The sequence below is a fragment of the Campylobacter sp. LMG 17559 genome, from assembly GCF_024723605.1.
Taxonomy (GTDB): Bacteria; Campylobacterota; Campylobacteria; order Campylobacterales; family Campylobacteraceae; genus Campylobacter_D.
Genome location: NZ_JANQCZ010000015.1, coordinates 16,530 through 28,021 on the forward strand (window position 1 = coordinate 16,530; position 11,492 = coordinate 28,021).

Here is an 11,492-nt window from a genome sequence, read left to right on the forward strand (position 1 = left end):
CTTGAAATTTAAAATTTTTTTAGTAATTTTTATTATGATATTTTTTACTTCATGTTCGAGTGATAAAGAAAATTCTAGCACTGAAAATACAGACAATGCAAGTTTAACTCAAAGTGAAAATACTGATTTTACTTTAAAATTTTTAGATGGTAGAAAAATGTATGTGAAATATCATGAGCAAGCATTTAATTTTGATGATACAGCTAAAGCTAAATTGTTTGTTTTTTTTACGACTTGGTGTGCACCTTGTAAGGCTCAAATTCCACATTTAAATAATTTAAATAATAAATATCAAGATAGATTTGAAGTAATAGCGCTTTTTTTAGAAGAGAATAAGGAGCAAGAAATATTAACTTTTATAGAAGATGAAAAAATTAAATTTCCAGTAGCTATAGGAGAGAATAATTTTGTTTTTTCTAAAGTTTTAAATGTCAGTTCTATACCAACAATGGTGTTATTTAATACAAAAGGTGAAAAGATTAAAGAGTATTTAGGGATAATCCCTGAAGAAATGTTAGATATAGATATACAAAAAGCGATAATGTGATGTTTGGATTTTTAAAAAATGGTTTGAAAAAAACCTTAGAAAGTATTCATTTAGTTAAGGCTTCAAATAAAATCATTACTAAAGATTTGCTTGAAGAAATGCTTTTAGAAGCTGATGTGGCGTATGAAATAGTTGAAGAGATTATTTACTATCTTCCTCCAAATGATGAGGTCAAAAAGGCTGATTTAGAGCGTGTTATGGGAACTTATTTTATTTATGATAAGCCAGAACTTGCTAATGCCAAACCTTTTGTGGATTTGATTTTAGGTGTAAATGGAGTGGGTAAGACCACAAGTATTGCTAAAATGGCACATTTGCATAAAGAAAATGGTGAAAAGGTTATACTTGGAGCTTGTGATACTTTTAGGGCAGGAGCTATAGAGCAGTTAAAATTATGGGCGCAAAAATTAGATATAGATATCATAGCTACTTCACAAGGACATGATCCTTCAGCAGTTGCTTATGATGCTATTTCTAAAGCTTTGGCAAAAAACTATGATAGGGTTATTTTAGATACAGCAGGGCGCTTGCAAAATCAAAAAAATCTTGCAAATGAGCTTGAAAAAATTGTTCGTATAAGTGATAAAGCTATGCAAGGAGCTCCTCATAGAAAAATCCTTGTACTTGATGGTACTCAAGGTGTGGCAGGAATTTTGCAAGCAAAAGCTTTTAATGATTTAGTAAAACTTGATGGAGTGATTATTACAAAACTTGATGGAACCGCTAAAGGTGGGGCTTTGTTTAGTATAGCAAGAGAACTTGAGCTTCCTATTTTATATGTAGGAGTAGGGGAGCAGCTAGGACAAATTCATGAGTTTAATCCTAATGAATATGTTAAAACTTTAGTTGAAGAGATTTTTGCATAATTTATGGCTAAAAAACATATTTTATTTGAATGTCAAGCTTGTGGAAATCAACAAAGTAAATGGCTAGGCAAATGTCCTGAATGTGGTTCTTGGGATAGTTTTATTGAGCTAAAGCAAGAACAAATTAAGGTTTTAAAAGAGTTAAATTCGCTCTCAAACACTCCAAGTTCTGCAGTATGTATAAATGACGTTATAGCAGAAAATTTCACTCGCATTAGTACTGATGATAATGAACTTGATTTAGTTTTAGGCGGCGGGCTTGTTGTGGGCTCTTTAGTGTTAATTGGGGGTTCACCTGGGGTTGGAAAATCCACACTTTTATTAAAAATTGCTTCTAATTTGGCAAAAAGTGGTAAAAAAGTACTTTATGTAAGTGGAGAGGAGAGTAAATCTCAAATCAAACTGCGTGCAGATCGTTTGAATGCAAATTGCGAGAATTTATTTTTACTTACTGAACTTTGCTTGGAAGATATTTTAAGTGAGCTTTCTAAAAAAGATTATGAAATTTTAATTATTGATTCTATTCAAACTTTATATTCTAATAAAATTACTTCAGCAGCAGGTAGTATCACTCAAGTTAGAGAAATTACTTTTGAGTTAATGCGCTATTCTAAGGCTAATAATATCAGCACTTTTATCATAGGACATATCACTAAAGATGGAGCTATAGCTGGACCTAGAATTTTAGAGCATATGGTAGATGTAGTGCTTTATTTTGAAGGTGATGCTAATAAAGAAATAAGGATTTTAAGAGGTTTTAAAAATCGTTTTGGAAATATTTCCGAAGTTGGTATTTTTGAAATGACTTCTAAGGGTTTAATTAGTGCTAAAGACATAGCTAATAGATTTTTTACGCGTGGCAAGGCAGTAAGTGGTAGCGCTTTGAGTGTAGTGATGGAAGGAAGCAGAGCTTTAGTACTAGAAATTCAAGCCTTAGTTTGTGAGAGTGCTTACCCAAAACGCAGTGCAACAGGCTATGAAAAAAATCGTTTAGATATGCTCATAGCTTTACTTGAGAGAAAGCTTGAAATTCCTTTGGGGCATTATGATGTATTTATTAATGTAAGTGGTGGGGTGAAAATTAGCGAAACTGCGGCAGATTTAGCGGTGGTTGCAGCGATTATTTCAAGTTTTAAAAACCGCCCTTTAAGCAAAGATAGTGTTTTTGTGGGTGAGCTTAGCTTAAATGGTGAAATCAAAGAAGTATTTTCACTTGATGTGCGTTTAAAAGAAGCTAAAATGCAAAAATTTAAAAATGCCATAGTGCCGGTTAAACCTATGGAAGAACTTGGTTTAAAATGTTTTGTAGCTAAAGAATTACGTGAGGTTTTAGAATGGATGTAAAATTTGATGTAATCATTATAGGTTCAGGACTTGGAGGCTTAAGCGCGGGTGCTTTTTTAGCTAGAAATGGTAAAAAAGTTTTAGTTTTAGAACAGCATTCTTTAATTGGTGGTTGTGCTACTTGTTTTAAAAGAAAAGGTGCTTTGATTGATGCGGGGCTTCATGAAATGGACCTAGGTGAAGCAAAAACTGATATGAAGCATTTGATTTTTGAAAAACTTGGCATAAAGAATAAAATTGAAATTTTACTTTTACCAAGTGCATGGAGTATTAAAAGTAAAAATTATAATCTAACTTTGCCTCATGGTATAGAAAACGTAAAAGAGGTTTTGAAAAAAGAATTTCCACAAGAATGCAAAGGCATTGATAAATATTTTAAAGCTATAAAAACGCAAGCTTATGCTATTCGAAGGTTTCCTTGGGATTTAAAATTAAGTGAATTATTGTTATTTCCATTTAGCACTTCTTGGATATTTATCAAAAATAGATTGTTTAATAAAAAAGTTTATGATGTTTTAAATGCTTATATTAAAAATGATAAGTTAAAAAAGATTTTAAATGCAAATATGAGTTATTATCATCATGATAGTAAGGAATTTATTTTTAGTTTTCATGGCATTGCTCAAAAGCATTATTATGATAGTGGGATATATATTAAAGGTGGCTCACAAGCTTTAAGTGATGCTTTGGCTGAGGTTATAAAAGAAAATCAAGGACAGGTTTTAGCTAAGGCTGAAGTTGTTAAAATACTCACAAAAGATCAAAAAGCTTATGGAGTAGAATACATTCAAAATAATCAAAAACACACCATCTGTGCACAAAATATCATTGCAAATTGTGATCCTTTAATCGTATATAAAGACTTGCTTAAAGATTTAAATTTAACCCAAGAAATCAAAGCAATAGAGTCTAAAAAGCGTGCTTGTTCTTTGGTAAGTGCTTATTTTATTTATGATAAAGATATTTCTAAAATTTATGAAAATATGGATTATTGCAATTTTATATTTGAAGATGATTTTTTAAATAGTTCATATGAAAATACTAATATTTTAAAATTAGATATCAAAAAAAGACCTATGGCTTTTGTGAATTATTCTAAAATTGATAGTGGTTTAGCTAGCGATAAATACATAGGTGTTGTAGCTTTTAGTTCAAATTATAGTGAATGGGATTTAAATAAACAAGATTATAAAGCTAAAAAAGAAGAAGTATTAAAAGCTATAGTGCAAAGACTAGATGAGATATTTCCAAATTTAAGTTCACACTTAATCCATCAAGAATTAGCTACGCCAAAAACTATACAAAGATATACCAAAGCTTATGAGGGTACAATTTATGGATTTTCTCAAGATCAAGAAGGGGTTAAATATAGATTGCATTATAAAAGTAAAAGTATAGAAAATTTGTATTTTGCTAATGCTTTTATATTTCCTGGCGGTGGTTTTACAGGTGCGATTTTAGGAGGATATTTTTGCGCTAATAAAATGAATTTTCATTAAAATATAAGCAATTTTTTTTTATAATATTAGCTTTAAAATATTTATTCTGCTAAGGATTTTTAATGAAAGATTTATTTTTATTTAGTTCTTTTATAGATTCTAGTCACACTTTTGCATACTTTTTTCATTTGGGTATAGTGGTTGTGATTTCTTTAATTTTAGCAAAACTTGCTACAAGATCCATGCAAATTGTCCCAAGAGGTAGTCAGAATTTAGCTGAGGCTTATATGGAAGGCATTTTAAGCATGGGTAGAGATACCATGGGTAGTGATGAAGCTGCTAGAAAATATTTACCTTTGGTTGCAACTATAGGTTTTATGGTGTTTTTTAGTAATATCATAGGAATTATCCCAGGTTTTGAAGCTCCAAGTGCTAGTTTAAATTTTAGTGCTTCTTTAGCTATTATAGTATTTGTGTATTATCATTTTGAAGGCATTAGAACTCAAGGATTTTTTAAGTATTTTGCACATTTTATGGGACCTGTTAAAATTCTAGCACCTTTAATGTTTCCTATAGAAGTGGTTTCTCATTTTTCAAGAGTTATTTCTTTATCTTTCCGTTTATTTGGTAATATCAAAGGAGATGATTTATTCTTAGCAGTTATTTTAGCTCTTGTGCCTTGGGTTGCACCACTACCTGCTTATATGCTTCTAACTTTTATGGCATTTTTACAATCTTTTATTTTTATGATTTTAACTTATGTTTATTTAGCAGGTGCAACTGTAGTTGATGAACATCATTAATTTTTAAAAAGCAAAAAATATTTTTTGCTTTTTTCTTTTTTAATATTCCTCTTTTATTCTTTTTTAAACTCTTTTTGAAATAAAAAACGCTAGAATAAACAAAAAATTCTAAGGAAAATTTTAATGTTTGAAGTTGTTATAGGACTTGAAGTTCATGCACAATTAAATACCAAAACAAAAATCTTTTGTTCATGTGCAACTTCTTTTGGAGAAAAATCAAATACTAATGTATGCCCAACATGTTTAGCTTTACCAGGTGCTTTACCTGTATTAAATCAAGAAGCAGTGAAAAAAGCTATAGCATTTGGAAAAGCAGTTAATGCAACTATAAATAAAAAAAGTATTTTTAATAGAAAAAATTATTTTTATCCCGATTTACCAAAGGCTTATCAAATTTCGCAATTTGACATTCCTATAGTAGAAAATGGTGAGTTGTTTATTAATGTAAATGGAGAAAATAAACGCATAGGTATTACTAGAGCTCATTTAGAAGAAGATGCAGGGAAAAATATACATGAGAGTAATTTTTCAAAAGTAGATTTAAATAGAGCAGGCACGCCTTTGCTTGAAATCGTTAGTGAGCCTGAACTTAGAAGCTCTGATGAGGCAGTGGCTTATTTGAAAAAGTTACATTCTATTATAAGATTTTTAGATATTTCAGATGCAAATATGCAAGAAGGTAGTTTTAGATGTGATGCTAATGTTAGTATTCGTCCAAAGGGTGATGATAAGCTTTATACTAGAGTGGAGATTAAAAACTTAAATTCATTTCGTTTTATCCAAAAGGCGATTGAGTATGAAGTAAAACGTCAAAGTGAAGCTTGGGAAGATGGAAAATACGATCAAGAAGTTATGCAAGAAACAAGATTATTTGATACGGTTAATTTAGTTACTAGAAGTATGAGAGGCAAGGAAGACTCTGCTGAATATAGATATTTCCCTGATCCTGATCTTTTACCTGTAATTTTAGATGATGAAATGCTAAGTCAAGATATACCTGAACTTCCTGATGAGAAAAAAGCTAGATTTGTTAGTGAATTAGGTATTAAAGAAAGTGATAGTGAAGTGATTGTTTCTTCATTAGAGCTTTGTAGATATTTTGAGTATCTAATTAACCAAAAATTAAACCCAAAACTTTGTGTTACTTGGCTTACGACTGAGTTAATGGGACTTTTAAAAGGTGAGTTGACTATAGAAAACTCACCTGTAAAACAAGAAAAATTAGCTATTTTAATCAAGCGCATAGAAGAAGGTGTTATTAGCGCTAAAGCAGGTAAGGATATTTTAGCTTATGTATTTGAAAATACAGAAGTTGAAATTGATGATGCTATTGAAAGACTTGGTTTAAAACAAGTAAGTGATGATGGTGCTATTGAAAAGATTATTGATGAAATTTTAGCAAACAATGAAGATAAAGTGGTTGAATATAAAAGTGGTAAAGATAAACTTTTTGGTTTCTTTGTCGGTCAGGCAATGAAAGCGGGTAAAGGTGCATTTAATCCTGCTAAAGTGAATGAAATTTTAAAAGCAAAACTTGGTTAAATATGAAAATAGCAGTTGTTGGTGCAGGAAAATGGGGAAGTGCTTTATATGATGTATTGAGCGTTAAAAATGAATGCGTAATAACTTCTTTTCATGAAAAAGATCTTTCTTATTTTGTTAGCACCAAAGAAGCTTTAGAATATGAATATTTAGTTTTTGCTTTATATGCTCAAGGAATACATGAGTGGCTTACAAATAATTTTAAAGATTTAAATCAAAAAATTCTTGTAGCTTCTAAGGGTATTGATTGTAAAAGTTTAAAATTTATGGATGAGGTTTTTAGCGAGTTTATAAGTAGTGATAGACTTTGTTTTTTAAGTGGTCCTTCTTTTGCAAGTGAAGTGCTAGAAAAAAAACCTTGTGCTTTGGTTGTTAGCGGTAAAAATCAAGATCTTTGCAATCAATTTGCAAGTTTTTTTCCAAATTATATTAAAACTTATACAAGTTCTGATGTTAAAGGTGCTGAGATTTGTGGTGCATATAAGAATGTTTTAGCAATTGCAAGTGGGGTTTGCGATGGTTTAAATTTAGGTAATAATGCAAGAGCTTCTTTAGTCTCAAGAGGCTTAGTAGAAATGCACCGTTTTGGACAATTTTTTAACGCTAAAGAAGAAACTTTTTTGGGACTTAGTGGGGCTGGAGATTTATTTTTAACAGCTTCAAGCAATCTATCAAGAAATTATAGAGTAGGTTTAAGTTTGGCTAGTAGTAAAAATATAAAAGATATTTTAATGGAACTTGGCGAGGTAGCCGAAGGAGTACAAACTGCTTATGCTATACATGCCTTATCAAAGCAATTTCAAATTTATACCCCGATTGTTAATGAAGTAGTCTTAATGCTAGAGGGTAAGAATGCTTGGGAATCTTTGAAAGATTTGATGTCATCAAAGGAGGAAATATCATGATTATCAAAAATGCAAAAATTTATGGTGAGCAAAAGCTTGATCTTAAAATAGAAGATGGAAAAATCACTCAAATTGCCAATGATTTAAATAATGATGAGTATATTGTTGATATAAAAGGCAAAACTTTGCTTCCTTCGTTTATTGATTTAAATGTTAGTTTACTTGATAATGAATTTAGTATAGATAAATTATATGATCTTGAAAAAGCATGCTTAAAAGGCGGGGTAGGGACTATTGTTTTAAAAGATAGTTTAGAAGCTAACACTCAAGGCTATGCACTTTATTTTGATAAATTAAAATCTTTAGATATTAATGTTTTACCTACTATTAATGTATTAGATAAAACAGAAAAATTAAAAAATATCGCCACCTTAATTGATATGGGTGCAAAAGGCTTGGAACTTTCAAGTACTTTAGGTGCAAATTATTTAAGACAATGTATGCAATATGCTAATATGAAATCAACTCTGGTGTTTTTAAAGTGTTTTGATGAGAGTTTTGATGATCATGGGGTGATGAATGATGGGCAAACAAGTTTTGAATTAGGACTTATAGGAATTAGTGATATAGCTGAGACTAGTGAAGTAGCAAAAATGAAAGAATTGGTGGAGTTTTATAAAAACAAAGCTTGTTTTAACTCTTTAGCAATTACAAGATCATTTGAATTACTACATGATCAATATAGTGAAATTTCAATCCATCATTTAATCAAAGATGAAAACGCTTGTGAAAATTTCAATACTCAAGCAAAAATTTTACCTCCACTAAGAGCAAAAAATGAATTAATAGGTCTTAAAAAATTACTTCAAGATAAAAAAATTACTTTCTTAAGCTCTTTGCATACTCCTAGCACTAAAAAAGATTTAGCTTTTGATGAAGCAGACTTTGGAATTAATGCTATAGCTATGTATATGAGTTTATGTTTTACATATTTAGTAAAAGAAGGTATTTTAACTTGGAAAGAATTATGTGATTTTACAAGCTATAATCAAGCGCAATTTTTAGGATTAAACAAAGGTAAAATAGAACTTGGTTTTGATGCTGATTTAGTTGTATTTGAAGAAAATCTTTCTTTTAAAGGGGAAGGTTTATATGCAAATGATACCTTGCAAGGTAAGGTAGAAAAAAGCTTTATAGCAGGAAAAGTTTTTAGCTTTTGAGCTAAAAACTCTTATTTATTTTGCATAGCTTGTGCTACTTTAGCTGAGCTGTTTCTAATTTTTTCCATACATTCTCTAGCTTCTTTGGCTAAATCCACACTTTGATTTACACCACTTAAACCATCTTTAATGCTTTGTACCACTTCAGCTGTTACATTTCTAATAGAATTAATGGTGGTAGTAATTTCATTTACTGAATGTCCAGTTCTTTCAGCTAGATTTCTAACTTCATCAGCAACCACGGCAAAACCACGTCCATGTTCTCCAGCACGCGCTGCTTCTATGGCAGCATTTAGCGCTAAAAGATTGGTTTGATCTGCTATATCACTAATAGTTTGAATGATATTTTTGATTTCTTCTGATTGTTCATTTAATGATGAAACTAAATTACTACTATTATTCATCATCTCGGCAATATTTTGAATATTTTGAACAGTATTTTCTATAACACTATCGCCTTCTTGTGTTAAATTATCATTTTGTTCTGCTAGTTCGCTAATGAGCTTTAGTTTTTCCTCATCTCTTACAACTTGCTCGGTAATATCTGTTGCAAATTTAATAACTTTATAAATTTCTCCATCATCATTTTTGATAGGATTATAACTTGCTTCTAGGTGGATTAGTTTATTGTTTTTACCAAAGCGTATAAATTTTCCTGATTGGAATTTACCACTTCTTAATTCTTCCCAAAAAATTGTATATTCTTTTGAGTTTCTAAACTTTTCTTCGCAAAACATACTATGGTGTTTTCCTTTGATTTCATTTAGTGAATAACCCATAGTTTGAGTGAAGTTTTCATTAGCATTTAAAATCTCTCCATAAGGATTAAATTCAATAATAGCCATAGAACGATTAGCTGCATCTATGGTATTTTTTAAATCAAGCATTTCATAGTGTCTTTGAGTAATGTCATTGGCGAATTTAATAACCTTATATACTTTGTTATTTTGATCTAAAATAGGAAGATAATTAGCTTCAAGATAAATGTCTTTTCCACCTTTTGCGATGCGTCTAAAAAGACCATTTCTTGATTTACCACCTTTTAAATCTCTCCAAAAATCAGCATAGCGTTGAGATTTTACTACTTCAGGTAAGCAAAACATACTATGGTGTTTTCCTTTAATTTCATCTAGAGAGTAATTCATAGTTTTTAGAAAATTTTCATTAGCACCAATGATGGTCCCATCTGTTTGAAATTCTATCATCGCCATAGTTTTGCTAATAGCATTAAGTATATCTTGAAAAGCTTGATTAGATTGTTCTAATTGAATAATTTGCTCATTGATTTTTTTCTTATTGACAAACATGAATTTCCTTTATAAAAATAGCTTAAAATTATAAAGTGTTTTTTGAAATAAATAATTTGTTTGTGTTAGTTTTTTGTTAAATTAGAAAATTTTTCTTGCAAAGAAGTTCTGATTGAATCATTAATCTCATCACTATTCTTTAAGTATTGTTCATTAAGCTTTTCGAGCTCTTTTAAAAAGTCAAAAAGAGCTTCTTCCCACAAAGCATTGCTCTTTTTACTTAAATTCATAGTTTGAATATGGTTAAGCTTTCTGCTCATATCGCTTAAATTTTCCAAAAATTCATCTTTATTATTTTCATTTTGAAGTGTAAAAGTGTTTTGTAAAAGATTGTTTTTGATATTTCTTATTTCTTCGTTAATAAGATCGCAAAATTCAGGATAGATATCATTTTTAATGGGTTCAAGTAAGGCTTGCTCATCTAATTTTAGTGTATATTTTTTAATAGCAAAAAAAAGAATTAAAAAAGCTATTGCGCTAATTAAGAGATAAAAAACCATTTTTTAAAATTCCTTAAATGGTGCGGTTAGCGAGATTTGAACTCGCACACGCTGAGCGCACCACCCCCTCAAGATGGCGTGTCTACCAGTTCCACCATAACCGCATAAAGCCCTAAAAAGGGCTTTTATAATTAAGCTGCTACTAATGCTTGGAATGGATTAGCATAAAGAGCAATAAGAGCAATAACAAGTGCATAGATAACTTGAGCTTCAATCATCGCTAAAGCAATAAACATAGTAGTCATTAATTTACCACCAAGACCAGGGTTTCTAGCAGTACCTGCTATAGTTGCTGCCGCAGTATTACCCATACCAATAGCACCACCTAAAGCTGCAACACCAAGTCCTAAACCTGCTGCTAAGATAGAAAAAGAAGCTAACCACTGATTCATAGAACCTTCAGCCGCGAATGCAAAACCACTTAAAGCTAGCATTAAAAATACGATTTTTTTCATAGTATTCCCTCGATATAAAATTTAAATCCTTTCGGCTTGCGTATCCCTACTCGTGATTTATAAAAGCGAAATTATATATTAATATAGCTTTAAAATTATTGAAATTTAAATTAATAAGCATATTTTAAAATAAATTAAAGTTTTTTTTAGCTACATTAAATGTTTTTTATGTGTTTATAAAATTTAAGGTTATTTTTATGAATGATAAATTTTCTAAAATAGGCTTTGTATTAGCAGTGGCAGGTTCGGCTGTTGGGCTTGGAAATGCTTGGAAATTTCCAACTTTAGTAGGGCAAAATGGAGGCTCAGCCTTTGTACTTTTGTATTTATTTTTGACTTTGGGTGTAGGTTTTGTGATATTTTTAGCAGAACTTAGTATAGGAAAACTTAGTGAAAAAGATCCTGTAAATGCTTATTATACTTTAGCACCAAAACACAAAAGAGCTTGGTCTATAGTCGGCTTTTCTTTAATAGGCGCTATTTTGATTGTTTCTTTTTATAGTGTGATTATAGGATGGATTGTGAAGTATGCTTATTTTGGATTTTTTCCTTTACCAAAAAGCATAGAAGAAAGTGGCGCTATTTTTGGAAATTTACTTTCTAATGATGTTTTATCTCAATTTG

11 protein-coding genes, 1 tRNA gene and 2 pseudogenes are annotated in these 11,492 nt (G+C 30.3%); 9 read left to right on the forward strand and 5 right to left on the reverse strand.

The annotated features are described in order from the left end of the window. Nucleotide 1: 1 nt before the first annotated feature. The 8 genes from CAMP5082_RS07215 to CAMP5082_RS07250 all read left to right on the forward strand — a co-directional run bounded on the left by CAMP5082_RS07215 (nucleotide 2) and on the right by CAMP5082_RS07250 (nucleotide 8,606). Nucleotides 2-547, forward strand: a complete 546-nt coding sequence (locus CAMP5082_RS07215; protein WP_263702212.1) for a TlpA family protein disulfide reductase — start codon at nucleotides 2-4, stop codon at nucleotides 545-547. After that, the gene (ftsY, locus tag CAMP5082_RS07220) at nucleotides 547-1,413 is read left to right on the forward strand and encodes a signal recognition particle-docking protein FtsY (protein WP_220517071.1); all 867 of its coding nucleotides are present in this window, start codon (nucleotides 547-549) and stop codon (nucleotides 1,411-1,413) included. Before CAMP5082_RS07215 ends, ftsY begins: the two co-directional genes overlap by 1 nt. A 3-nt stretch (nucleotides 1,414-1,416) precedes the next feature. Next, nucleotides 1,417-2,757 carry a DNA repair protein RadA gene (gene radA, locus CAMP5082_RS07225; RefSeq protein WP_263682356.1) on the forward strand — a complete coding sequence of 447 codons (1,341 nt, stop codon included), beginning with the start codon at nucleotides 1,417-1,419 and terminating at the stop codon, nucleotides 2,755-2,757. Continuing rightward, nucleotides 2,748-4,256: a phytoene desaturase family protein gene (locus tag CAMP5082_RS07230; RefSeq protein ID WP_337206332.1), complete on the forward strand. Its 1,509-nt coding sequence runs from the start codon at nucleotides 2,748-2,750 to the stop codon at nucleotides 4,254-4,256. Before radA ends, CAMP5082_RS07230 begins: the two co-directional genes overlap by 10 nt. A gap of 62 nt (nucleotides 4,257-4,318) precedes the next feature. Beyond that, entirely contained in the window at nucleotides 4,319-4,999 is a 681-nt protein-coding gene (locus tag CAMP5082_RS07235) for a F0F1 ATP synthase subunit A (RefSeq protein ID WP_039668715.1), read from the forward strand. A 123-nt stretch (nucleotides 5,000-5,122) separates the two neighbouring features. Then, entirely contained in the window at nucleotides 5,123-6,541 is a 1,419-nt protein-coding gene (gatB, locus tag CAMP5082_RS07240) for an Asp-tRNA(Asn)/Glu-tRNA(Gln) amidotransferase subunit GatB (RefSeq protein ID WP_337206333.1), read from the forward strand. A gap of 2 nt (nucleotides 6,542-6,543) precedes the next feature. Then, nucleotides 6,544-7,446, forward strand: coding sequence for an NAD(P)H-dependent glycerol-3-phosphate dehydrogenase (locus CAMP5082_RS07245; protein WP_263708516.1), 903 nt, complete (start codon nucleotides 6,544-6,546; stop codon nucleotides 7,444-7,446). Then, on the forward strand, nucleotides 7,443-8,606 hold the full coding sequence (locus CAMP5082_RS07250; protein ID WP_337206334.1) for a metal-dependent hydrolase: 1,164 nt from the start codon (nucleotides 7,443-7,445) through the stop codon (nucleotides 8,604-8,606). Before CAMP5082_RS07245 ends, CAMP5082_RS07250 begins: the two co-directional genes overlap by 4 nt. 11 nt (nucleotides 8,607-8,617) lie before the next feature. On the opposite strand, the gene CAMP5082_RS08480 is transcribed toward CAMP5082_RS07250, so the two are convergent. From CAMP5082_RS08480 to CAMP5082_RS07270, 5 genes and pseudogenes are all read right to left on the reverse strand, one after another. Continuing rightward, complete coding sequence (locus CAMP5082_RS08480; protein ID WP_442863331.1) at nucleotides 8,618-9,166, reverse strand: methyl-accepting chemotaxis protein; 549 nt, start codon at nucleotides 9,164-9,166, stop codon at nucleotides 8,618-8,620. Beyond that, nucleotides 9,146-9,913, reverse strand: a pseudogene (locus CAMP5082_RS08485) (PAS domain-containing protein); the annotation flags it as partial. The gene CAMP5082_RS08480 and the pseudogene CAMP5082_RS08485, both read right to left, overlap by 21 nt. Before the next feature lie 65 nt (nucleotides 9,914-9,978). Continuing rightward, nucleotides 9,979-10,413, reverse strand: coding sequence for a hypothetical protein (locus CAMP5082_RS07260; RefSeq protein WP_263663465.1), 435 nt, complete (start codon nucleotides 10,411-10,413; stop codon nucleotides 9,979-9,981). An 18-nt stretch (nucleotides 10,414-10,431) separates the two neighbouring features. Beyond that, nucleotides 10,432-10,517, reverse strand: a tRNA-Leu gene (locus CAMP5082_RS07265). A 27-nt stretch (nucleotides 10,518-10,544) separates the two neighbouring features. Further along, on the reverse strand, nucleotides 10,545-10,868 hold the full coding sequence (locus tag CAMP5082_RS07270; protein ID WP_012661906.1) for a F0F1 ATP synthase subunit C: 324 nt from the start codon (nucleotides 10,866-10,868) through the stop codon (nucleotides 10,545-10,547). 197 nt (nucleotides 10,869-11,065) lie between these two features. Here CAMP5082_RS07270 and CAMP5082_RS07275 point away from each other — a divergent pair. Continuing rightward, nucleotides 11,066-11,492, forward strand: a pseudogene (locus CAMP5082_RS07275) (sodium-dependent transporter); the annotation flags it as partial.

What these genes read in the sequence shown, in the direction of transcription:
- CAMP5082_RS07270 (WP_012661906.1), bottom strand. Translation starts at nt 10,868, where the DNA reads ATGAAAAAAATCGTATTTTTAATGCTAGCTTTAAGTGGTTTTGCATTC.
- CAMP5082_RS07250 (WP_337206334.1), top strand. Translation starts at nt 7,443, where the DNA reads ATGATTATCAAAAATGCAAAAATTTATGGTGAGCAAAAGCTTGATCTT.
- gatB (WP_337206333.1), top strand. Translation starts at nt 5,123, where the DNA reads ATGTTTGAAGTTGTTATAGGACTTGAAGTTCATGCACAATTAAATACC.
- CAMP5082_RS07245 (WP_263708516.1), top strand. Translation starts at nt 6,544, where the DNA reads ATGAAAATAGCAGTTGTTGGTGCAGGAAAATGGGGAAGTGCTTTATAT.
- CAMP5082_RS07235 (WP_039668715.1), top strand. Translation starts at nt 4,319, where the DNA reads ATGAAAGATTTATTTTTATTTAGTTCTTTTATAGATTCTAGTCACACT.
- CAMP5082_RS07230 (WP_337206332.1), top strand. Translation starts at nt 2,748, where the DNA reads ATGGATGTAAAATTTGATGTAATCATTATAGGTTCAGGACTTGGAGGC.
- CAMP5082_RS07260 (WP_263663465.1), bottom strand. Translation starts at nt 10,413, where the DNA reads ATGGTTTTTTATCTCTTAATTAGCGCAATAGCTTTTTTAATTCTTTTT.
- radA (WP_263682356.1), top strand. Translation starts at nt 1,417, where the DNA reads ATGGCTAAAAAACATATTTTATTTGAATGTCAAGCTTGTGGAAATCAA.
- ftsY (WP_220517071.1), top strand. Translation starts at nt 547, where the DNA reads ATGTTTGGATTTTTAAAAAATGGTTTGAAAAAAACCTTAGAAAGTATT.